Here is a 22418-nt window from a genome sequence, read left to right as displayed (position 1 = left end):
TAGGAGGATTTGTTTTGGAAAATACGATATTTTCAATTTTGCCACCACTTTTAGCGATTATAATGGTGCTTGTGACGAAGAGAGTTTTATTATCATTGGGGATCGGAATCGTTTCGGCAGCTCTATTAGTAGAAAGCTTTTCACCCGTTGATTCATTAATCATTCTTTGGGATTCTTTTATCACATCATTTTGGGATAATGGATTGAATATGTATAATATTTATATACTATTATTTATATTATTGCTTGGAGTAATTACCGCAATTGTTAGCTTATCAGGAGGAAGTACTGCGTTTGCTGCATGGGCAGTCAAACGTATTAAAACGAATCGTGGATCTAAACTATTAACAGCATTTTTAGGAATTATTATTTTTGTAGACGATTATTTTAATGCACTTGCTGTTGGACAAATAGCTCGTCCAATTACAGATTCTCATCGAGTATCTCGTGCAAAGCTAGCTTATTTTATCGATTCCACATCAGCACCAGTTTGTGTAGTTTCTCCTGTTTCTAGCTGGGGTGCTTTTCTAATAAGTCAGCTGGGGGTTATTTTTGCAACTCATGCAGTCACAGATTATACACCACTTGAGGCGTTTATGTTGATGGCACCTATGAATTTCTATGTGATTGCTGCGCTTGCAATGGTATTTTTTACAGCATGGACAGACAATGACTTAGGCGAGATGAAAAAACATGAGAAACTTGCAAAAGAAACAGGTGTGCTTTTTGATCCAAACAAATCAAATCCAGGTGATTTACAAGGTAATTTCCCGGAAAATAATTATGGTAAAGTGAATGATTTAATCTTACCGATTGTATCATTAATAGTGGTAACACTATTTTCAATGTTTTGGACAGGGTATCAGGCTTCAGGAAAAGTATTGAACTTATTTGTTGTTTTTGAGAATACAGACGTTCCTTTTTCGCTATTTATAGGTGGATTGGTATCGAGTATATTAGCTATACTTTTGTATATACGTCAATTCAAGAGAAACAAAGAAGCAAGTATTGGGTTAGTTGGAAAAGCAGTTATTTCTGGCATAAATTCAATGTTACCGGCTATTTGTATTTTAATATTTGCTTGGTCTCTTTCATTTTTAATAAATGCACTTGGAACTGGAGCGTTTTTAGCTAAGCTCGTTACGGAAAATAATATTCCGGTAGGGGTAATTCCTTTCTTACTTTTTGTTTTAACTGCTTTTATGGCTTTTGCAACTGGATCCTCTTGGGGATCGTTTGGAATCTTACTACCAATTGGTGCAAGTATTATTATGGTGGTAGAACCAGAATTACTACTTCCAGTTTTAGCTGCAGTTTTAGCAGGTGCAGTTTTTGGAGATCATTGTTCTCCGATTTCCGATACTACCATTATGTCAGCAACTGGTGCGGGGGTTAACGTAATTGACCATGTAATAACACAGTTACCTTATGCAATTATTAGTGCTATCATTGCGGCTATAGGCTATTTAGTTTTAGGTTTGACAGGTTCAGTTATGATCGGATTAGTAAGTGTAATTGCCATTCTTATCGTGTTTTTTGCTGTTTGGAGTTTTAATGGCAAACGAGTGGTTTAATTAGTTTTATATAAGATGTCTCTGTTTTTGTATGGTTGTTTCCAATTAAATATTATGTTACATTGACAACAGAGTTGTTAGTTTATTTAGAATGGGGTCGAAATGAAATGACATCGTGTAAACCAACGAAAACAGAGCATCAAAGAAAACCAGAGTGGCTAAAAATTAAGTTAAATACGAATGATGAATACAAAGGTCTAAAAAAATTAATGCGTGAAAATAATCTAAATACAGTATGTGAGGAAGCAAAATGTCCAAATATTCATGAGTGTTGGGGTTCACGTAGAACTGCTACATTTATGATTTTAGGGGCTATTTGCACACGTGCTTGCCGTTTTTGTGCTGTAAAAACTGGGCTACCTAATGAGTTGGATTTGGCAGAACCAGAAAGAGTTGCAGATTCGGTTGTTGTTATGAATTTAAAACATGCTGTTGTAACAGCAGTTGCTCGAGATGATTTAAAAGATGGTGGGTCCGAAGTTTTTGCTGAAACCATTCGTGCGATTCGACGCAAAAATCCTTTTACGTCAATAGAAGTTTTACCTTCCGATATGGGAGGGATTGAGCAAAATATCCGCAATATTATGGATGCAAAACCGGATATTCTTAACCACAATATTGAAACTGTTCGTAGACTCACTCCAAGAGTTCGTGCAAGAGCAAAATACGATCGTTCACTAGAATTATTGCGTCGAGCAAAAGAAATGCAACCAAGTATTCCGACAAAATCGTCGTTAATGTTAGGTTTAGGGGAAACACATGAAGAGATACTGGAAGTGATGGACGACCTTCGTGCTAACAATGTAGATATCATGACGATTGGTCAATACTTGCAACCTTCCAAAAAACATTTACCAGTTCTGAAATATTACTCCCCAGCAGAATTTGGAGAATTGCGTAAAATTGCCATGAGCAAAGGGTTCTCACATTGTGAAGCTGGTCCACTAGTTAGAAGTAGTTATCATGCAGATGAACAAGTTAACGCTGCAGCTAAGCAAAGACAATTGCAAGGTGAGGAACTTCTAGCTACTCCAAATAGCTAATGGATGGTGATTGAATGATAGTTGCTGAAGGCTTTACTTATGAAATTATAGAAGATTACCGTGAGGCATTTAAGGAAGAAGCTTTTTTAGATCGTTATAGTGAAATTTTGACAAAATACGATTATATTATGGGTGATTGGGGCTATGGACAGCTTCGTCTCAAAGGTTTCTTTGAGGATCGTAGTCACAAAGCAACATTCGATACGAAAATAGGGACGATGAAAGATTATTTATATGAGTATTGTAATTTTGGTTGTGCCTATTTCGTAGTGAAGAAAACAGGAGTTGCTCCTAAAATAGTTCCTGTAGAAGCTATAAAAGAAGTAAACGAAAACCTTGAGCAAGATCAACTATGATCTGCTCAAGGTTTTTTGTTTATTGTATAGAATTGGATATGGGCTATAATAAGAGACTTACGGGCTAAAGTTGCAATTTTATGGGCTGTCTCCAGAGGTTTAAGGGCTATCAGTTGAAAATTATACAGTCTACCACAGTCTATGAGCTATCCAAGTTTATAAATGAGTTATAGAAAGTCCAACTATCAATACATAAAAATAGCTAGCTTTGATAGTAATGACAACTTACCGACTCGTACTAACTTAGTAATTCGCGTAGATAATCTCGTAATTCTATTGCTTCTTCTTCTGATCTATTAAATACATGTTCAAGATAGCCTGGTTCTTCCACATCATCCGCTCCGATAATAGCTGCTCGTCCATATTGTATATCCATCACAAGTACTTTTCCAAAAAAACGAGAACTTTGGGAAATAGCTAAATCATACCTTTGAGATTCCCCTGTAAAACCAACAAATCGTGTTTTAGTATCCTCTACATCATCGTACAAATAAAATCGTTCCACCGTGTGACACTCCTTCCTACCTTAAAATTATGGTACTATAGAATAGGAGTATATATCAAATGAACAACAATTAGGAGGCTTTTCAATGTATTTTGTAGATAGAAAAAAAATTGCTTTAACATTGGCTCATATGAACCAGTTGTTAAATATTATAGAGACAAAAAATGATTGGCAAGCAGATGAAGTATCCAAATTAGCGTTTGAACGAATTGGTCATAATATTATTGAATCTATTATCGACGTAGGTAATTCGATGATTGATGGATTTATTATGCGTGATCCTGGTGGGTACGATGATATTATTGATATATTAACGGATGAAAAAGTGATCACGGTTGAAATGGATGGTCCTTTAAAAGAAGTTATAGAGTTTAGAAAGGTTCTTGTGCGTCAATTTTATGCGGTGGATCACTCAAAATTAGCGGAAGTTCTAGCAAAGAATTTTCAATACTTAAAGGAATTTCCTAAAGCTGTGGAAATATATTTAGTAGATGAACTCGGGCCAGTTTCCGCATTTTTACCTGAGGATTCCAATGTTAAATTATAAAGCATATTTTATAGATTTAGATGGCACCGTCTATAAAGGAAAAACGCCCATTCCTGAGGCAGTGAAATTTATTCATTATTTACAGAGCAATGGTACGCAGCCTTTTTTTGTTACGAATAATTCCTCCATGACGCAAAAGCAGCTTCAGGAAAAACTAGCTGATATGGATATTCATATAGATACTGCACATATTATTTCTTCTTCTATTGCTGCGGCTAATTATATTAACGAGTATATACCAGGCAAGGAAGTATTTATGATTGGTGAGCTAGGTTTAGAAGATGCGCTTAAATCGAGAGGTATTTCTATTACGGCTGGTATGGCAGACGTTGTGGTTCTTGGAATTGATCGCGCCATAAATTATGAAAAGCTAGCTACTGCTTGTCTTTCTATACGAGCTGGAGCAGCATTCTTATCGACGAATAGCGATCATGCATTTCCTTCAGAAATAGGGTTTTTACCGGGAAATGGGGCTTTTACAAAATTAGTCGAGCATTCTACTGGAGCAGAGCCTGTGTATATGGGAAAACCTCAACCATTTATGTTAGAGTTCATACAAAAACAATATGGATTTAACAAAGAAGAGATGGTTATGATTGGGGATAATTATCAAACAGATATTTTGACTGGTATTCATATGGGAATTGATACTGTGCATGTGAATAGTGGGGTAAATAGTACAGCAGAAGTTAAGCATCAAACAATGCAACCTACCTATTTTTTAGAATCTTTAAGCGAATGGACAAAATAAAAAAGACTGTAGCTCGAAGGCCCAGTCTTTTAAAATAGAGGATTGTCCTCTATATATTGGTAAATGTTTGCAACAAGTTCGCTTGGGGTATTTGCTTCTACAACCTCACCATTCACAATGGCAAATATAGTTTCCGAACAGAGGGAGCAATAACTCAGGCAACCATACTCTAAAACATCTAAATTGGAGTCCTGTTCTAATATGTCAAAAGCCTCTTGGGACCCGTTTGCAAGGTTGCTTATACAAAATTCAACCATAGGATTCACAGCTGTTCACCTCACTACATGGTCATGCTACTCTTTTTTTAAGAAAACGTCAATTAAGATGTTCTATTGTGAAATGTATCACAATCTATTATAATTTGAGATGACATTAAATTTAAGGGAGAATATTATGCGAAAATTAGTATTGTTAGGCGGGGGATATGGAAATATGCGAATATTACTTCGTTTATTGCCAAATAATATTCCTGATGATGTAGAAATTACTTTAGTAGACAGGACACCATTTCATAGTTTAAAAACAGAATTTTATGCACTAGCTGCTGGAACCTCTCCGGATAGTAGTATTCGAGTTGCATTCCCAGAAAGCGATAAATTAAAAATAACGTTCGGTGAAATTTTAGAAATTGATGTAGAAGGTAAACAAGTTTTACTAGATGATGGACAAGCAATTGACTATGATGATCTAGTAATCGGACTGGGATGTGAGGACAAATATCATAACGTGCCTGGAGCAGATGAATTTACCTATAGCATCCAAACGATTGGCCGTTCAAGAGATACGTACAATAAAATTGGAGGCCTATCTTCAGGATCTATTGTAGGCATTGTTGGAGCGGGACTTAGTGGAATAGAACTAGCGAGTGAGCTTCGTGAAAGCCGTCCAGACTTGTCTATCAAGTTATTTGACCGCAGTCCTCGTGTTTTAAGAGATTTCCCAGAGCGATTAAGTAATTATGTACAAAAGTGGTTCGACACAAACAATGTAGATGTGGTTAGTAATTCAAACATCACAAAAGTAGAGCCGAACAAATTATTCAATCATGAAGAAATAATTCCTGTGGATGTAGTTGTTTGGACAGCAGGTATTCAACCGGCTGCTCCTGTAAGAGCATTACCCGGTGAAAAAGATAAAACAGGTCGCGTTATTTTAACACAATATCACGACTTACCAAGCTATCCAAATGTATATGTTGTTGGTGATGCGGCTTCTCTACCATTAGCCCCAAGTGCTCAATTGGCAGAAGAACAAGCTGAGCAAATTGTTAAGGTGCTTCAAGCGCGCTGGAAAGATGCACCACTTCCTGAAAAGATGCCCGAAATCAAACTCAAAGGATTCATGGGCTCTCTTGGGAAAAAACAAGGATTTGCATACTTGGCAGACATCTCCGTTACTGGACGAATCGCACGATTGATGAAGTCGGGTTTACTTTGGATGTATAAACGTCATAATGGGTAAAATGAAAAATTTCGAAATGCTATAAATCTAGCATCTCGAAATTTTTTTCGTTATATTATTCAGTATAGCCATATTTCTCAAGTGCAGTATAGACCGGTTTTAGTTGGATATAGCCTTCTCCAATCATTTCACCATTAATCATCACGAGTGGGTAGAAGAATTCATCTTCTGCAATTTGTTTGGCGATATGCTGGTGTCGCTCATTCTCAATTGGCTTTTCGAAATCGATATATGTGAAAGTAACTTGGTGATTTGGAAATTTACGGTCGATGGCTGCTTGTAGCCATTCATATGTATCCTTGGAAGATGGCGCATTAACGCAACTTGCGCATACTACATCTGCTCCAAATACTTCTATATTTAAAGATTGAAACGTCATAATGATTTCCTCCTTGGAATTCTTTAATGGATTTTTTCCTTCCTTCACATTATAATGATTATAGCGAAAGGAGTCGATAGATATGACTGATACAATGAATGAACAAGTTCAAGAAGTTTTAGATAAATTGCGTCCATTTTTACTTCGAGATGGAGGAGACTGTGAGCTTGTAGACGTTGAAGATGGTATTGTAAAACTACGCCTTCTAGGAGCTTGTGGCAGCTGCCCGAGTTCAACGATTACACTTAAAGCAGGTATTGAACGTGCACTTTTAGAAGAGGTTCCAGGAGTAGTAGAAGTAGAACAAGTATTTTAATAAAGAGCAAAAGCTCAAGCATCTGGACGGAGAATCACTTGTAGAAAGTTATTCATATGCCCTGGACTTTATATTTTCCTAAAGCAAAAAAAGAAGAAGCCTTTTAAAGGGCTTCTTTTTCTTTTTGAGCACGAATTTCATACCAACGATCTTTTGCCATTTCAATAATAGTTGGTTCTATGGAAGAATTCTGTTTTTCAATCACTTTAGAGAAGTAACGTGTGGCATATTCAATATCTCCAGTTTTTCTTGATAATTCTGCTATTAAATAGAGCACACGGATTTCGGACATTTGAGTACCATTGTAGTCATCATTGGAATAGGAATCTGCATAACGATCACGAGCAATTTCCAAAAAACGTTTTTCCTCTTCTTGCTTTCCTTGTAATCGGTATAGCCAAGCTGTTCGTAATGCCAAACCTGCCATATTCACAAATTTTTCTTTCTTTAATGTACCTGATAGAATCCCTAGTTTATAGGACATAATTCCCTCTTCAATTGTTCGTTCATTGCCAAATGATCTTGGTGTCCATCTACTGGAAATTTTTTCTTGGATTATTTCCTTTACTCCTGGAGCAAAATATTTTGTGAAGTCATCTGTAAATGAAAAACCACAATGCTCACATACAAATATGTTATATAGTAATGGATTCACTTCTTTATTTTCATATATAGGTTGAAAATCTGTATGATGCGATACAACTTTTATAAACTTTGAGCGAACCTTTGTCGTTTTGAATTTTTGTTTACAGCTCAAGCATTCCATATCTTTTTGGTAATAGGGAGTTAATTCCATTTTGAAGCCTCTTTTCACTCATCCACGTTAGTAGTTCTATTATACCTGAAATTCATCTTGAAAGCGAAGCAAATATTCGAGTAGTTTTCCTTGTATACATAGTAAAAACATTGATATGATATAAAGTGAAACTTCAATCAGTTGAGGTTTTCTTCATCTCCACTGATTGTTAGTTGAACCACTCAGGCTTTTACGGGCAGCTATCTTCCACTTATGCTTTATTGCTTGGACCAATTCTTAGATTGGGAGACTTACTGCCCGTTAATGCGGGATAAATAAGAAAGGGAAGGTGATTCAGATGACAGAAGTAGTTGTTTTGTCTGAAGCGGCAGCTTACCGTGTAAAAGAAATGATGGCGCATAATGGAGAAGAAGGCTCCGCACTTCGTGTTTCAGTAAATGGTGGGGGATGTAGCGGTCTTTCTTATGGAATGGGATTTGATAAAGAAAAACAGCAAGAAGATATAGAGCTTCATCAGCATGGAATAGATATAGTAGTATCAACTGAAGATGCTTCTATACTGAATGGAACAACAATCGATTATAAGGAATCATTGATGGGTGGCGGGTTCACGATAGAAAATCCTAATGCCATTGCATCCTGTGGGTGTGGGACATCATTTAGAACTGCAAAAAAAGAAGGAACGCCTGAAAGCTGCTAATAGTTGAAGAACATTTTCTATTTGAGGAAATGTTCTTTTTTAAATGTTTTAAAGAAGAATATAAACAGTCATTTTATATTATTGTTGATGTTTAATCACAGTATTTTCAGACCTTTACAATTAACTAACATTGTATTGAAATCGTGTGAGAAAAGGTCTAATATAGGAAGTAAGAGTTTTTGTCGAACATTAGACAAAGATGAAGAGTTTGACGTTGTATTCTGTGTCATAACTTTTCTCCAAAAATATAAAAAGGTGGTTGCGATCTTCGTGAAAAGACCAACAATTCTAGTATTAGGTGCAGGATATGGTGGATTATCTACCATAGTAAACCTTCAAAAATTAGTGGGTGCAAATGAAGCCGACATTACATTGATCAATAAAAATGATTATCATTATGAATCTACTTGGTTACATGAAGCTTCAGCTGGTACATTACGTCCAGATCAAGTTCGTTATGATGTGAAAAGTGTAATCAATTCTAGTAAAGTAAACTTTGTGAAAGCTACAGTCGATGCGATTGACGTGAATACTAAAAAAGTTACAACGAGTGCTGGTGAGTATACATATGACTACTTAGTTATTGGTTTAGGCTTTGAAGGTGAAACATTCGGTATCCCTGGCTTAGATAAATATGCACTTTCCATTGCTAATGTAAATGCTGCTCGTCAAATTCGTGATCATATTGAATATCAATTTGCAACATGGTCTACAGAAGAAGTACAAGATGATACTCGTCTAACTATCGTAGTAGGTGGAGCAGGATTCTCTGGTATCGAATTCTTAGGTGAATTAGGAAATCGTGTTCCGGAACTTTGTAAAGAGTACGATGTACCGAAAGAAAAAGTTCGTGTAGTTTGTGTAGAGGCAGCTCCAATGGTATTACCAGGATTTGATCCGGAGCTAGTTGAATATGCAGTAAGACAATTAGAAGCTAAAGGAATTGAATTCTCTATTGGAACTCCAGTAGTTGAGGCAACTCCAGAAGGCGTAAAAATTAAAAAAGGCGAAGAAGAATTCGAATTCATTAAAGCCGGTACAGTAGTATGGGCTGCAGGTGTTCGTGGTAACCGCTTAATCGAGTCATCGGGTATCGAAAATATGCGTGCACGCGTTAAAGTAGAAAAAGATATGAGAGCTCCTGGATTCCCAGATGTCTTCATCGTCGGAGATTGTGCTCTAATGATCAATGAAGCTATTAATCGTCCATACCCACCAACAGCTCAAATTGCAATGCAACAAGCAGTAACTATTGCAAAAAATATTGTAGCTCTTATGAATGGTAATGCAACTGAAGAATTTACACCAAGCTTAAAAGGAACTGTTTGTTCTCTTGGAGAACATGATGCAATTGGAGATGTAATGGGAAGAAAACTTACAGGTACAAAAGCATCCATCATGAAAAAAGTAATCGATAATCGTGCCCTTTACATGATTGGCGGAATTCCATTGGTAGTGAAAAAAGGTAAATTCAGCTTATAATTATAAAAAACTATTGTAGCCCCCACTTTTTTAAAAAAGTGGGGGCTTTTTTAAAGAAAGTATATAAAAATGTACCATGAACACTGGATTTATAGCACTTTAAAAAGTGAATAATACTTGTGATTTCCGTTTCAGGTGGACGCTTTCCGCGGGCACGGCTTCAATCTCCTCGTCACTGCGTTCCTGCGGGGCTTTCAGCTCGTGCTGTTCCCGCTGGAGTCGTCACCTTTCACTACAATCAATTAGTGTGTAGTACTCCACTATAAGATTTAGCATAGCTTATCACTTGGATAATAAGATGAGTCAAGCTTTAGAGAATGATCAAATTACTTGTAATCACTTTTGAATTAGAAATACATTTATCCAATAATAGATGAAGAAGTAGATTCTCTTTTATACTAGTGGAAGTATAGAGGACTAGTAAGTATTTACTAAATAAAGAAGCGAAATAGCGCCAGAAATTGTATCTTCTGGCGCTTCCTCTATAAATAGGAAAATATCTTTTCTCTAGTTATCCAAAAATGCACTTGCCTGTTTCTAAAAGTTGTAGGAGGGCGACGGACAGAAATACGCCATAGGATTACTGAAAAAGAGATGCTGGTTGGTTGGTGACGAACGTCACCAACCAACCAGCATCTCTAAAAATTCACTCGGTAATCTTATAGCAAAAAGGTCTGTCCAAAGCACTTCGAAAACGATAGAAACAGGTTTTGGACTTAATTGGAGCTTGCACTACTAGCGTAAATCAGTTAATTTTGGCCAATCATTTTTCTCCTTTACAAATTATTTTGTATGTGATATATTATCTGAATATTAAAAACTATTTGAGAAGGAGACGATTATTATGACAAAGATGAAAACTGAAACGAAAAACACGCATTGTCCTTATTGTAAAGGAGAGGGCTATTTCCAGCTTAGATTAGGTGGATCTGAAACATGCAACTGCTGTAATGGTTCTGGAAGAAAGTAATGAAGATTATGACAAAAAAGTGAAAACAAATATGTTCATTGAATACTAACCTCCGTTAAGGTAAACTATTTACAGATGTTACGGAGGTTATATAATATGGAGTTTATGTTAGTTCAAATGATACTTTCAGTTGTTATATTTTTTGTCATGTTTTTTGGAATTGCCTTCTTATTGAATATGTTACTTCGTATGACATGGTTCATGGCCATTCTTTATCCGATTGTTGTGGTACTAATCATTGATGAAGTTAAATTTTTTGATTATTTTACAAAACCAGGATATGCTTTCTCTGCTTTAGGGGAAAAAATTGTTTCCCTTCACGCTGCGGATATAATTATTTTAGCTGGTGGTCTTGTAGGTGCAATTGCTGCAGGGTTTGTCATAAAATATTTGAGAAAAAATGGATATCAGATGTTTTAATAGAAAAGGATGGCTCACCTGAGCCATCCTTTTCTTATTGAATAAAATTGTAAATTACAACGGAAATTAGAATACCGGTTATGGCACCCATGAAAACTTCAATAGGTTTATGACCAAGTAAAGTTTTCAGTTCTTCTATTTTTTCCTCATTTTTCTTATGTGACCAATCTTTCGTTTGCTCCACGAATAGCTGGAAGTCAAGACGCATTTTATTGATCATAATTGCTTGTTGACCTGCCTGAAAACGTACGCCTGTTGCATCGAACATAACAATTACTGCAAAAACCGTAGCAACTGCAAACAATGGAGAACCAAGCCCTGTTTCAAAAGCAATAGCAGTACATAAAGAAGTAACAGCAGCAGAGTGAGAACTAGGCATTCCACCAGTAGAAGTGAATAACGACCAATCTAATTTTCTCGTCATTAAAAAGTGAATAGGTATTTTGACGAATTGTGCAAAGAAAATAGAAAAAAGTGCAGCCATAAGTGGAGTATTTTGGAGGATTGCCAAAGTAGACACCGCCTTTCATTTGAACTTATATTATTGATAGTATAACACACTCCTACTAGTCGAAAAATACGTAAGGTTGCTATATAATAAGATTATATCCGAAATAGTAGGGGGAAAAATGATGATTATCCATACAAATGAAGTATTATTTGAAGAAGTACAATCGGAAACGCTTGTAGTTGCGGTTTCAAAACATGTAGAAAATACACCAAAATGGGATACTTTCTTAAATAGTTTTGGCGAGCATATTGGGGAATGGGTAAAAAGTGGGGATATCTCCACTGAGTTAAAGAAAATCGTCAAAATTCCTGTATCAAATCATGAGTCAGTAAAAAGAGTACTATTTGTAGGAATCGGTGATCGGAAACAATTAACACAAGAGCGAGTGCGGGAAGCATTTGGGCTTGTGGGTAAAGAATTACTAAGTAGTAAACCAGAGTCACTAGGTATTTGGCTTCCTTCATTTACTACTGAAGCTATTACTGTAGCAGATGTAGCATATTTAGCAGCTGAAGGAATTGGGATGGGTTCATTTACATATGAAGGGTACAAAACAACTTCCAATGTTCCGGACTATTATTTACCGTCTATCGAATTGTTATTGGATACAGAGGATGATGAAGTCGTTTCTTATTTTGAAGTAGGAACTATTTATGCTGATGCGGTAAATGAAGCACGAATTCTTGTGAATACACCAGGTAATGTATTAACTTCTACTCAATTAGGGGAGTATGCAAGAGAACTAGGTGAAACATACGGATTTGAAACAGAAATTCTCGGTAAAAAAGAGATTGAAGAGCTTGGAATGGGTGCACTCCTTGCTGTAAATCAAGGCTCTGTTGAGGAACCAAGACTTATTGCTTTAAAATATCAAGCAACAGACGACTGGACAGATGTTGTAGGATTAGTAGGGAAAGGTATCACTTTTGATACGGGTGGATACTCACTTAAAACCAAAACAGGCATCGTTGGTATGAAGGGTGATATGGGAGGAGCAGCAGCAGTTTTAGGTGCAATGCAAATTATTGGAGAGCTTCGTCCAAATAAGAATGTCCTTGCTATTATTGCTTCAACAGACAATATGATTTCAGGTAATGCTTTCAAACCAGATGATGTAATTACATCAATGAGTGGAAAAACTATTGAAATATTGAATACTGATGCAGAAGGTCGCTTAGTTTTAGCAGATGCTGTAACTTATGCTAAGCAACAAGGTGCGAACTATATTGTAGATGTTGCAACACTAACTGGTGGTGTAATAACGGCATTAGGATACGATAAAACTGGTGCATTAACGAACAATGAAGAATTCTTCGAAACATTCATGGAATCCTCACTTGAAACAGGAGAATTCGTTTGGAGACTGCCACTAACTGAAAACGATAAAAAGCGTATTCGTAAGAGTGATGTAGCCGATCTGAATAATTCACCTGGTGGAGATGGCCATATGATATTCGGTGGAGGATTCGTCGGAGAATTTGTGGAGGAAACTCCATGGATTCATCTGGATATCGCAGGTACATCCGATACAAAAGCAGCTCATGACTTTGGACCAAAAGGTGGGACAGGAGTAATGGTTCGTACACTTGCTACTTTAGTGGAAAGAATGGCTGACGAAGAGTAGGGCAAACACACAGACTCACTTTCCCCAGTGGCATACACTGAGAGGAAAGGAGGAGTTACATGGTACGATATCGGGGAGGTTTTAGGGGACCTGGATTTGGCGGTTTTAGAGGCCCTGGATTTGGAGGCTTTGGGAGCCCATTTGTAGGGGGATTAGTCGGAGGTCTTGTAGGTTCTGCATTATATGGAGGGTTCGGATACGGAGGGTATAGGCAACCATATCCATATTACCCGTATCCTAATTACTATCCATATTCACCATATCCTTATCAGCCATATTATGGTGGGTATTATTAACAAAGGCATTAACTAGAAAAGGCTTCTGTATCTACGAATAATTCGTGGATGCAGGAGCTTTATTTCATTTATTAGAGGGGGACAAACTAAAAAACTTGAATACTAGTAACCACATACTATAGTATTTTTCTGAAACTAATAGAAGATTCAAACGTCTATTAGTTATTGAATCTTTTGGGGGTTGATGTACATGGAAAATACTAAAGAAAAAAATGAATTATTAGAATGGATAAAAGCGATTGGTATTGCTTTTTTATTCGTATGGGGAATTAGGTTTTTCCTTTTAACCCCAATTGTAGTGGATGGTGCTTCTATGATGCCAACCTTTGAAAATGGTGATAAAGTAGTAGTCGATAAAATTGGGCCAAAATTGACGGAGTATAACCGATTCGATGTGATTGTATTTGAGGAGAAGGAAGATACTAATTATATTAAGCGTATTATTGGTGTTCCTGGCGATCGCATTTCTTACGAAAATGATGAATTATTTATTAACAATAAGCGATACGAAGAACCCTACCTGGAAACCTATAAAAAAGAGTTAATAGACAATGGTACACTTACGGAGGATTTTACATTAGAAGAATATTTAGGTGAGGTAGTTGTACCTGATGGATACTTTTTTGTTTTAGGAGATAATCGCCGATACAGTACCGATAGCCGAGATCCTAGAGTTGGTTTTGTTTCGAGGGAAAAAGTATTGGGCACTGCAAAAGTTGTATTTTTTCCTTTTAACAATGCAAAGATAATAAAATGAAAAAAATGAATCTGCAAAGTAAAATACCTTGAAGCAACATTTCTCTTCTAATTTAAGATGGGGTTTTATGAAGTATATTACTGTATGCCTCATAAAGAAGCGAAATAGCGAACGATATTATATCTTCAAGAGCTTACTCATTGAATAGGATAGTGTCTTTTCTCTAGTTATCCAAAAATGCACTTACCAACCTCCAAAAATCAATCGGTAATAATATAGCAACAAGCCTGTTCAAAGCCTATCTAAAACAATAGAAACAGGTTTTAATCTTAAAGGACCCGGTCTCTTTTTTCTTAAGCTAACTAATTCTTTGGATTAAAGATAGAACATTATAGGTAGCAAAACTACCAAATTGTATAACCATAGTGTTCATTTGTGCACCAGAAATGTAAAAGAGTGACTCAAAAGCTTTGCTTTCAAGTCACTCTTTCTATTATTCAATCAAGTTCTGAAACAGTCACAAATGTATAACCTTCACTCGTCAAATATGCGAGTACACTTTCTAATCCTTGGGCAGTGGATAAATGAATATCGTGCATTAAAATGGTGCTTCCGTCATGAACACTGCTTTTCACAGATGCGAGTAGTTGAGTAGCATCACGGTGTTTCCAATCAAGCGTATCTACATCCCATAAAACAACTGGTAAACTCAAAATATTCAACATATCATTATTAAAAGCACCGTAAGGAGGACGAAAAACTGTAGGTGCTGAACCAGTGGATTGCTCGATGATGTTATTTGTTCTTGAAACTTCTTCTATGATTGCATCTGATGCCATATTAGTTAAGTTTGCATGAGTCCAAGTATGGTTGCCGAGCTCGTGGCCAGCTTCCAACACATCGCCAGCGATTTCTGGGTAGAATTCGACCCTGCTCCCAAGCATAAAGAACGTTGCTTTCGCATCATACTTTGCTAAAGTTGCAAGAATCTTTGGTGTAACTTTAGGATCTGGTCCATCATCAAAAGTTAAAGCTACTTGCTTTTTCTTTGTATTTCCAGTTTGTTCGTCAACTTGTACTTCAGTCTCATTGCTTTCTTCATCTTCCTCCACATCCTCATCCCCAGAAACTGCTTCAACAGGTGTTTTATGCAATGAATCCACTGGAACTTTGGGTTTATAAGGTGCGACTAATTGTTCTATTAGCTCAGCAAGTGGGACTGCAATAATCGGTGCGCCTGCAGCACCATTAGCTATTTCGTATTCATCAAAATACACAACAAGTGTATCTTCTATTAACGCAAACTTCTCAAAGTTACTCCATTTGGGTTCGGTAGCCAGCAACATTTCATCTTCTAGCACTTTATCCTTAAGGCTTGGATCTTTCTTAATATTGTCTCGTACAAGTGTTGAAAGCTTTATAAGATTAGATTCTTCATGTCCAAATAAATCATCAATTTCTATAACTTCACCTGAAGCTGGGTGGTAATGAATAGTGTTGAAACTTGTATATCCATTCGCACCACCTATATACGTTCCAGTAATCATTACAAACGAATAAGAACCTGATGTATGTGGAAATATTTCAAATGAGATGTTCAATTCTCCGGGTGTTTTACTACCAACGCGTTTATTTTCTTGCATGGCGATTAAATAAGTGCCAAGTTGTTCATCTATGTATTTTTTTATTTGAGCATTAAATGATTCTACTTTACTTTGTGGATATTGTATCGAGTAAGGGGAATATTCATCATTGGACACCTCGCTTTTAATAAGTATTCCAGGAAAAGCCGATTCTTTAGTCGACTCCTCTTTTGATATTTCAGGTGGTTTTCTGTTATCGGTTGTAGTTTGTTTTGCATTACTCTTTGTTGAGTGACTGAGGAAGATGAGGCTTATACTCAGAAGTGCAATCATACTAATAAAAGCAGCATCAATCCATGGTTTTCGTTGTTTGTTGCGGGATTTGTTCATAATCTAGGTCTCCTTTCATTTATTAGACGTTTCATCTGATAAAATAGTTTGCTAATAAAGCAATTAAATATTATTGGCATAGTAAAAAATAAAATAGGAGCATGTTTTGAAAAAACTATTTCAAAACATGCTCTTTAGATTGTTTTTAATGATTGTCTATTGTAGCTTTTCTCTTTTCTTTTTAATCACTTCTGCTAAATCATCCCGTACAGTTTTATCGGATAATTTCACACCTGACAGGTAAGCTGCACGACCCATCATATGACCTCCAACAGGTCCTGTGATGAATATAAAGACAATCCCTAGTAGAATACGAGAATTGAAATGACCTTCGATTAACCAAAAATGTAGGAATACCCCTACTAAAATACTCATAATCCCTAAAGTTGCACTTTTTGAAGCGGCATGAGCTCTAGAGAATGCATCTGGTAGGCGTATTAAACCAATAGCGGTCACTAATATGAAAATGGTTCCAAAAGAAATAGTAGCAATGATAAGTATATTAGCTATTACGGTCACGTTGAATGATTTCTCCCTTCTCCGTGAATTTAGAAAAAGCAACAGTACCGATAAAAGAAAGAACTGCAAGTAACAATATAACCTCTAAGAAAAAGACGGTATCAAAAAGGATAGAAATAAGCCCGATCAGCGCTATAAGCCCAACTCCTATAGCATCCAATGCAATAACACGGTCGGGAGTAGAAGGACCTTTCACAAGGCGATAAACAAAGCCTAGAACGGATAAACTAATTAATACAACAATTATCCAAAGAAAAGTAGTCATGATCTGCTCACCTCCAAAATGGCTTTTTCAAACGTATTGCGTATGGAATCGATCGCTTCATCAATATCTTCAAAATCTATCGAGTGGATATACAATATTTTATTGTCATCTGAGATATCAATAACTACGGTACCTGGTGTTAAAGTGATCAAACTAGACAGAAGAGTAATCTCCCAATCTTGTTCGAGTACTGTCGGCATCGCAAAGATTGCTGGACGAATAGGCATAGTTGGTTGCACGATTAACTTCAAAACAGAAATGTTAGACATCACAAGTTCCTTTAGAAATAAGCTAGCTAATTTAATGACGGCCCATAGACGATCCATATAAAATCTAGTACTTAAAGATTTACGGAGCATGAACAGCATAAGTAATCCAAGTAAATATCCGACAATAAACGTCGTAGGCTTAAAAGAAACTGATAGGAACATCCAGGTAAGTGCGATTAGTACATTCAATAAAACTTGAAAAGCCATATTATTTCACCCCTTCAAATACTGCATCAACATATATTGAAGGATCGAGGAGCACATTTGTAGCATCTGCCATAAATGGTACTAAGTATTCTGCGCCAACACCATAAAGGACCGTAATACCAGCTAATGTGATGGCTGGAGCCAATAAATGACGATACTTTTTCGGACTAATAAGATGTTCTCCTTTTTCCTCACCCCAGAATGCATAGATGAAAATACGAATTGCAGAGAGCAAAACTAGAAGACTTGAGGCTAATATGAAGATACTTTGCCATAAAAGCCCACCTTCAAATCCACCTTGTACGATTAAAAGCTTCCCTATAAAACCACTTAGAGGCGGAATACCAGCCAGTCCAAATGCAACTATCAAATAAACCCAACCCAACAGTGGATAACGCTTCATAAGGCCGCCCATTTTACGCAAATCTGACGTACCTGTTATCTTAATAATAATCCCTATCAAAAGGAACAGTGCACCTTTTATGAGAATATCATGGATCAAATAAAACACAGACCCCATCATTCCACTTTCATTCATTACAGAGGCTCCAAACAATATAACACCTACAGCTATGACGATATTATAAATAATAATTTGTTTTACATCAAAATACGCTAGAGCACCAATACAACCTATTACTATAGTAAGAATGGACAATATCATTAATAAGCTATGCGTGTACCCAACATCGGTTGTGAAAAACAGTGTGTACGTACGCATGATTGCATATACCCCAACTTTTGTGAGCAGTGCGCCGAATAACGCAAGTACTGGAACAGGCGGAGCTGCATACGATCCAGGTAACCAGAAGAATAAAGGGAAAATACCACCTTTAATCCCAAATACGATGAGGAATAGTACTGCTATAACTGTCACAATTCCGGAGGTTCCTATTTCTTCTAGCTTTACAGAAATATCCGCCATATTCAGCGTACCAACTACCGAATACAAATAACCTACTGTAATAACAAACAAAGAAGAAGATACAATATTAACGATTATGTATTTGATTGATTCTTTCAGTTGAACTTTTTCTCCTCCTAAAACGATTAAAACGTAAGAGGACATTAATAATACTTCAAAGAATACAAACATATTGAAAATATCGCCAGTAGTAAATGCACCATTTACACCTGTAAGCATGAATAGTATCGCCGGATAATAAAATGCTTTTTCTCGTGCCTCTCCAATTGAAGTGAAACTATACCACACTACAAAAAATGCGATGATTAGAGATGAGGTAACCAATAATGCAGAGAGCATATCAGAAACCATCGTAATTCCAAATGGAGGTGCCCAGCTACCTAAAGTGAGCGTTTGTACACCATCTACTTTTACTTTCCAAAGTAGAACAAAGGAGGAAGCTAAAGCAAATAGCATACCTATCATCGTTACAATTCGCTGAGCTTTCACTTTTTTAGGGAAAAGTAATAGAACAGCAGCAAACAGAAAAGGAATTAGGACAGGGAATAATAGTAAGTTAATCATTGTCTTCATTTCCTTTCATCAAATCCATATTGTCTGTACCTATAACTTTATATGCACGGTAAGCCAAAACAAGCGAAAATGCGGTTACACCAAAACTAATAACAATCGCTGTTAATATAAGTGCTTGTGGAAGAGGGTCTACGTAATCAGTTATACCGTCCGCTAATACCGGAGCAGATTCTCCGCCTAATCCACCCATAGTCAGTAGTAATAGATGTGTTCCATGACTAAGCAAACCAGTGCCAATTATTATACGTAATAAACTTCTAGAAAGTATTAAATAGACGGCAGCCATAAATAGAAAGCCGATTAAAATGGACATGAGGATCTCCATTATTCATCTCCTCCTATCATTTGAATGATGGTCATCGTAACGCCGACAACAACTAAGTATACGCCTGTATCGAAAAACATAGCTGTATGAATAGAGGTTTCTCCAAGCAGCGGTAAGTTAAAGTAATCATATACATGAGTGAAGAATGGAACATCAAAGAAAATGGAACCTGCTGCAGTAAATAGTGAGATTAATAACCCGATAGCAGTAACTACTGTGTAATTGATCGGTAACATTTCCTGTACAGTTTTCAGATCAAAAGCTAGCATCAATAAAACAATAGCACTCGACATGATCAATCCGCCTACAAATCCTCCACCAGGAGTGTAGTGTCCTGCAAAAAAGATATGAATGGAGAATAGAAAGATGATGAAAAATACAACTTTTGTAGTCGTTTGAATAATTAAATCATTTGTTTTCAACTTTTCTATCTCCTTTCTTTTTTGCTAGGCGAACGGTGATCATTCCGATAATTCCAAGTGATGCAATAGTAAGTACACTAATTTCAAATAATGTATCGAAGCCACGGTAATCTACTAAAATGACATTTACAATATTTCCTCCACCAGCTTCTGAATATACGGTTTCCTTGTAATATTCAGAGATGGATGAGATTAGCTTTTGAGAATGAGAAGCAATAGCTATTAACGTAACCATGACACCGACACCTAAAGCAATAAGGAAGTTATTCAACCTGAAACGACGATCTTCTTTTCCTTTTTCATACTTGTCCATCTTAGGAAGATGATAAAATGCACCTAAAAATAGAGCTACCGATACAGTTTCTATAACTAACTGAGTTAACGCTAAATCTGGCGCCTTAAAAATAATATAAAATAACGCTACTGTATATCCAACTGCTCCAAGCGCAATAATTGCTGTTAGTCTAGATTTGGTTACCAAAATAGTAACGGTACTAATGACCAAAACAATGGAAATCAACACTTCAAAAAATTGAATTGGCGCCAAATTGGTTAAATCTATTACAAATGCATCTTTTAACCACATCGTAAACGCTAATAGAATTATAATCGCAGCGAACATATAGATTAAGTACGATCGTATAGATCCAGTCATATACGTAGAAGATAGTCGATTGGCACCTTTGTCTGATAGGTTCATTAATCCATTATAAAAACTATTGAGTGATATTTTAGCGGGTATCTTTTCATATACAGGTGTCCATTTAGCAATCGTTTTATATAAGATAAAACCTATTATAAAGACGCCTAATGTCATATACAATGCCACAGAGTCAAAACCATGCCATGCTTTAATATGAAATCCAACATCTGCTGGTACTTGATAGGCAAGTGGCTGAATGGCAGCTACAGCAGGTTTAATGAAAGTATTTCCAAAAAAGTTAGGTATAAAGAATATAACTATTACGAGGATTGCTAAAATACCTGGAGACACAAGCATACCGAATGGTGCCTCATGTGCTTTTTTCGGTAATAGCTCCGGTTTGTACTTTCCACGGAATGTATGCAATACGAAGTATAAGCTATACACAAATGTAAAAACACTAGCAATCCAAGCGAATACTGGAAACAAGATCCACCATGACTCCAAAGAGTGTACATTAAAATGCTGTAACGAAAGGGTAGCTTCTAAGAACATTTCCTTACTTAAGAATCCATTAAAAAATGGAATACCGGCCATTGAAAAACTACCTATCATAGCGATAGTAAAGCTAATAGGCATCAGGCTCATCAATCCGCCGAGCTTACGAATATCTCGTGTACCTGTTTCATGATCAACAATACCTGCAATCATAAACAAGCTACCTTTGAACGTAGCATGGTTCATTAAGTGGAATATTGCAGCAAAAGATGCGAACGTAAAGGTAGTCACTAAATCTCCAGTAACATGATAAGAGATAGAGCCAATGCCAAGCAAGGACATGATCAACCCAAGCTGACTTACTGTAGAGAAAGCAAGTATTGCCTTTAGATCCGTTTGCTTCACTGCAAAGACAGAGCCCCAAAACAATGTTAGTAATCCTACACCGGTTACGAGCCAAACCCAAACTTCAGATAAAGCGAATATTGGTGTGAATCTGGCAACTAAGTATAAACCTGCTTTAACCATAGTAGCTGAATGCAGGTAAGCACTAACCGGAGTCGGAGCTTCCATCGCATCCGGTAACCATATGTAAAATGGAAACTGGGCAGATTTCGTAAATGCCCCGATTAGTACGAGCACTAGCGCCAAAACAAAAAACTTATGACCAGCAAGTGTTGGAGCCTGATCGATTAATTCACGAATAGAGAACGTTTCTCCCATAATACCTAATAACAGAAATCCGCCTAGCATCATCAGACCACCGAATACAGTAATCATCATCGATTTTAAAGCACCAAATCGAGAACGATCCTTTGTATACCAATATCCAATAAGAAGGAAGGAAGAAATAGAAGTTAATTCCCAGAAGAAATACAAACTAATGAGATGATCTGATTGGACAACTCCAAGCATTGCACTCATAAATAGTAATAGGTAAACGTAGAAGTTACCCAATTTCTCCTTCTCTTTATCCAAATAAAAGATAGAGTAGAGAACAACTAATGCCCCAATTCCAGTTATGAGTAGGGAAAAAAGTAAACTTAACCCGTCTATGTATGAAACTAATGAAATATCCAATGATGGAATCCATTCAAATTTGTCTAAATATGTGGAGCCATCCATAATGCCAGATATATATGTTGCATAAAACCCAACTAAAACAACGGGTACGATTAACACAAACCATCCCGTATGGATACTTGAAATCTTCTTGAATAAAAATGGAATAACTAGAGCCACTATTATGGGTAAGAAAATTGCAAAAATTAGGGACAAGTGAATCCTCCTCTCAAGTATATGTATTTTAATGCATCCCTAAAATTATAACGCAAATAAGTATTTATTGCATGGGAAAGTAATGGTTACTATTGCATATAGGTTCTTTCTTTCGATATGATATTTAGGAAT

At 36.5% G+C, this 22418-nt stretch carries 27 protein-coding genes; 14 read left to right on the top strand and 13 right to left on the bottom strand.

The window, feature by feature from the left end; translation table 11 throughout:
* The first annotated feature begins 14 nt into the window (after positions 1 to 14).
* From ACN6MX_RS13555 to ACN6MX_RS13545, 3 genes are all read left to right on the top strand, one after another.
* Positions 15 to 1574, top strand: a complete 1560-nt coding sequence (locus tag ACN6MX_RS13555) for a Na+/H+ antiporter NhaC family protein (protein WP_419959401.1) — start codon at positions 15 to 17, stop codon at positions 1572 to 1574.
* Positions 1575 to 1681: 107 nt separating this feature from the next.
* The gene (lipA, locus tag ACN6MX_RS13550) at positions 1682 to 2617 is read left to right on the top strand and encodes a lipoyl synthase (RefSeq protein WP_419959400.1); all 936 of its coding nucleotides are present in this window, start codon (positions 1682 to 1684) and stop codon (positions 2615 to 2617) included.
* A gap of 14 nt (positions 2618 to 2631) precedes the next feature.
* On the top strand, positions 2632 to 2973 hold the full coding sequence (locus ACN6MX_RS13545; protein ID WP_211895023.1) for a YutD family protein: 342 nt from the start codon (positions 2632 to 2634) through the stop codon (positions 2971 to 2973).
* A 238-nt stretch (positions 2974 to 3211) separates the two neighbouring features.
* Here ACN6MX_RS13545 and ACN6MX_RS13540 read toward each other — a convergent pair whose 3' ends face one another.
* Positions 3212 to 3478, bottom strand: a complete 267-nt coding sequence (locus ACN6MX_RS13540) for a DUF3055 domain-containing protein (RefSeq protein ID WP_419959399.1) — start codon at positions 3476 to 3478, stop codon at positions 3212 to 3214.
* An 85-nt stretch (positions 3479 to 3563) separates the two neighbouring features.
* Here ACN6MX_RS13540 and ACN6MX_RS13535 point away from each other — a divergent pair, with 85 nt between their 5' ends.
* Positions 3564 to 4025, top strand: a complete 462-nt coding sequence (locus tag ACN6MX_RS13535) for a DUF86 domain-containing protein (RefSeq protein ID WP_419959398.1) — start codon at positions 3564 to 3566, stop codon at positions 4023 to 4025.
* Positions 4012 to 4776 carry a TIGR01457 family HAD-type hydrolase gene (locus tag ACN6MX_RS13530; protein ID WP_419959397.1) on the top strand — a complete coding sequence of 255 codons (765 nt, stop codon included), beginning with the start codon at positions 4012 to 4014 and terminating at the stop codon, positions 4774 to 4776. The genes ACN6MX_RS13535 and ACN6MX_RS13530 overlap by 14 nt, the downstream gene beginning before the upstream one ends.
* A gap of 29 nt (positions 4777 to 4805) precedes the next feature.
* On the opposite strand, the gene ACN6MX_RS13525 is transcribed toward ACN6MX_RS13530, so the two are convergent.
* On the bottom strand, positions 4806 to 5042 hold the full coding sequence (locus ACN6MX_RS13525; RefSeq protein ID WP_419959396.1) for a YuzB family protein: 237 nt from the start codon (positions 5040 to 5042) through the stop codon (positions 4806 to 4808).
* A 127-nt stretch (positions 5043 to 5169) separates the two neighbouring features.
* Here ACN6MX_RS13525 and ACN6MX_RS13520 point away from each other — a divergent pair, with 127 nt between their 5' ends.
* Positions 5170 to 6237, top strand: a complete 1068-nt coding sequence (locus ACN6MX_RS13520; RefSeq protein ID WP_419959395.1) for an NAD(P)/FAD-dependent oxidoreductase — start codon at positions 5170 to 5172, stop codon at positions 6235 to 6237.
* A gap of 55 nt (positions 6238 to 6292) precedes the next feature.
* Here ACN6MX_RS13520 and ACN6MX_RS13515 read toward each other — a convergent pair whose 3' ends face one another.
* Positions 6293 to 6616: a YuzD family protein gene (locus ACN6MX_RS13515; RefSeq protein ID WP_419959394.1), complete on the bottom strand. Its 324-nt coding sequence runs from the start codon at positions 6614 to 6616 to the stop codon at positions 6293 to 6295.
* Between the two features lie 82 nt (positions 6617 to 6698).
* On the opposite strand from ACN6MX_RS13515, the gene ACN6MX_RS13510 reads away from it, so the two are divergent.
* Complete coding sequence (locus ACN6MX_RS13510) at positions 6699 to 6932, top strand: NifU family protein (RefSeq protein ID WP_402851455.1); 234 nt, start codon at positions 6699 to 6701, stop codon at positions 6930 to 6932.
* A gap of 103 nt (positions 6933 to 7035) precedes the next feature.
* Here the strand turns inward: ACN6MX_RS13510 and ACN6MX_RS13505 are convergent, their stop codons facing one another.
* Complete coding sequence (locus tag ACN6MX_RS13505; protein ID WP_419959393.1) at positions 7036 to 7728, bottom strand: DUF2225 domain-containing protein; 693 nt, start codon at positions 7726 to 7728, stop codon at positions 7036 to 7038.
* 298 nt (positions 7729 to 8026) lie between these two features.
* Between ACN6MX_RS13505 and ACN6MX_RS13500 the strand changes: the two genes are divergently transcribed.
* The 4 genes from ACN6MX_RS13500 to ACN6MX_RS13485 all read left to right on the top strand — a co-directional run bounded on the left by ACN6MX_RS13500 (position 8027) and on the right by ACN6MX_RS13485 (position 11261).
* Positions 8027 to 8389, top strand: coding sequence for a HesB/IscA family protein (locus tag ACN6MX_RS13500; RefSeq protein WP_419959392.1), 363 nt, complete (start codon positions 8027 to 8029; stop codon positions 8387 to 8389).
* Between the two features lie 270 nt (positions 8390 to 8659).
* Positions 8660 to 9871, top strand: a complete 1212-nt coding sequence (locus tag ACN6MX_RS13495) for an NAD(P)/FAD-dependent oxidoreductase (RefSeq protein WP_419959391.1) — start codon at positions 8660 to 8662, stop codon at positions 9869 to 9871.
* Positions 9872 to 10724: 853 nt separating this feature from the next.
* Positions 10725 to 10841 (top strand): YuiA family protein, encoded by a 117-nt coding sequence (locus ACN6MX_RS13490; protein WP_419962626.1) that lies wholly within the window; start codon positions 10725 to 10727, stop codon positions 10839 to 10841.
* 96 nt (positions 10842 to 10937) lie between these two features.
* Positions 10938 to 11261 carry a YuiB family protein gene (locus tag ACN6MX_RS13485; protein ID WP_419959390.1) on the top strand — a complete coding sequence of 108 codons (324 nt, stop codon included), beginning with the start codon at positions 10938 to 10940 and terminating at the stop codon, positions 11259 to 11261.
* Positions 11262 to 11295: 34 nt separating this feature from the next.
* On the opposite strand, the gene ACN6MX_RS13480 is transcribed toward ACN6MX_RS13485, so the two are convergent.
* Positions 11296 to 11772: a divergent PAP2 family protein gene (locus ACN6MX_RS13480; protein ID WP_419959389.1), complete on the bottom strand. Its 477-nt coding sequence runs from the start codon at positions 11770 to 11772 to the stop codon at positions 11296 to 11298.
* 121 nt (positions 11773 to 11893) lie between these two features.
* Here ACN6MX_RS13480 and ACN6MX_RS13475 point away from each other — a divergent pair, with 121 nt between their 5' ends.
* The 3 genes from ACN6MX_RS13475 (at position 11894) to lepB (ending at position 14449) form a co-directional block, all read left to right on the top strand.
* A complete protein-coding gene (locus ACN6MX_RS13475; RefSeq protein WP_419962625.1) occupies positions 11894 to 13396 on the top strand; it encodes a leucyl aminopeptidase in 1503 nt (500 codons plus the stop codon).
* Positions 13397 to 13455: 59 nt separating this feature from the next.
* The gene (locus tag ACN6MX_RS13470) at positions 13456 to 13692 is read left to right on the top strand and encodes a hypothetical protein (RefSeq protein ID WP_419959388.1); all 237 of its coding nucleotides are present in this window, start codon (positions 13456 to 13458) and stop codon (positions 13690 to 13692) included.
* A gap of 190 nt (positions 13693 to 13882) precedes the next feature.
* A complete protein-coding gene (gene lepB / locus ACN6MX_RS13465) occupies positions 13883 to 14449 on the top strand; it encodes a signal peptidase I (RefSeq protein ID WP_419959387.1) in 567 nt (188 codons plus the stop codon).
* Between the two features lie 437 nt (positions 14450 to 14886).
* Here the strand turns inward: lepB and ACN6MX_RS13460 are convergent, their stop codons facing one another.
* The 8 genes from ACN6MX_RS13460 to ACN6MX_RS13425 all read right to left on the bottom strand — a co-directional run bounded on the left by ACN6MX_RS13460 (position 14887) and on the right by ACN6MX_RS13425 (position 22286).
* On the bottom strand, positions 14887 to 16362 hold the full coding sequence (locus tag ACN6MX_RS13460; RefSeq protein WP_419959386.1) for a polysaccharide deacetylase family protein: 1476 nt from the start codon (positions 16360 to 16362) through the stop codon (positions 14887 to 14889).
* A gap of 156 nt (positions 16363 to 16518) precedes the next feature.
* Positions 16519 to 16881: a monovalent cation/H(+) antiporter subunit G gene (mnhG, locus tag ACN6MX_RS13455; protein ID WP_419959385.1), complete on the bottom strand. Its 363-nt coding sequence runs from the start codon at positions 16879 to 16881 to the stop codon at positions 16519 to 16521.
* Positions 16865 to 17146: a Na(+)/H(+) antiporter subunit F1 gene (locus ACN6MX_RS13450; protein WP_419959384.1), complete on the bottom strand. Its 282-nt coding sequence runs from the start codon at positions 17144 to 17146 to the stop codon at positions 16865 to 16867. Before ACN6MX_RS13450 ends, mnhG begins: the two co-directional genes overlap by 17 nt.
* Positions 17143 to 17622 carry a Na+/H+ antiporter subunit E gene (locus ACN6MX_RS13445; RefSeq protein WP_419959383.1) on the bottom strand — a complete coding sequence of 160 codons (480 nt, stop codon included), beginning with the start codon at positions 17620 to 17622 and terminating at the stop codon, positions 17143 to 17145. Before ACN6MX_RS13445 ends, ACN6MX_RS13450 begins: the two co-directional genes overlap by 4 nt.
* 1 nt (position 17623) lies before the next feature.
* Entirely contained in the window at positions 17624 to 19111 is a 1488-nt protein-coding gene (locus tag ACN6MX_RS13440; protein ID WP_419959382.1) for a Na+/H+ antiporter subunit D, read from the bottom strand.
* Positions 19104 to 19445 carry a Na(+)/H(+) antiporter subunit C gene (locus ACN6MX_RS13435; RefSeq protein WP_419959381.1) on the bottom strand — a complete coding sequence of 114 codons (342 nt, stop codon included), beginning with the start codon at positions 19443 to 19445 and terminating at the stop codon, positions 19104 to 19106. The genes ACN6MX_RS13440 and ACN6MX_RS13435 overlap by 8 nt, the downstream gene beginning before the upstream one ends.
* On the bottom strand, positions 19445 to 19867 hold the full coding sequence (locus ACN6MX_RS13430) for a Na(+)/H(+) antiporter subunit B (protein ID WP_419959380.1): 423 nt from the start codon (positions 19865 to 19867) through the stop codon (positions 19445 to 19447). The genes ACN6MX_RS13435 and ACN6MX_RS13430 overlap by 1 nt, the downstream gene beginning before the upstream one ends.
* Positions 19854 to 22286 carry a Na+/H+ antiporter subunit A gene (locus ACN6MX_RS13425; RefSeq protein WP_419959379.1) on the bottom strand — a complete coding sequence of 811 codons (2433 nt, stop codon included), beginning with the start codon at positions 22284 to 22286 and terminating at the stop codon, positions 19854 to 19856. The genes ACN6MX_RS13430 and ACN6MX_RS13425 overlap by 14 nt, the downstream gene beginning before the upstream one ends.
* Between the last annotated feature and the right edge of the window lie 132 nt (positions 22287 to 22418).

The sequence above is a fragment of the Psychrobacillus sp. BM2 genome (assembly GCF_048572895.1).
In the GTDB taxonomy this organism is placed as follows: Bacteria; Bacillota; Bacilli; order Bacillales_A; family Planococcaceae; genus Psychrobacillus.
The sequence above is the reverse complement of the archived record's forward strand: the minus strand, read 5'-3'. Positions and strand labels throughout refer to the sequence as shown.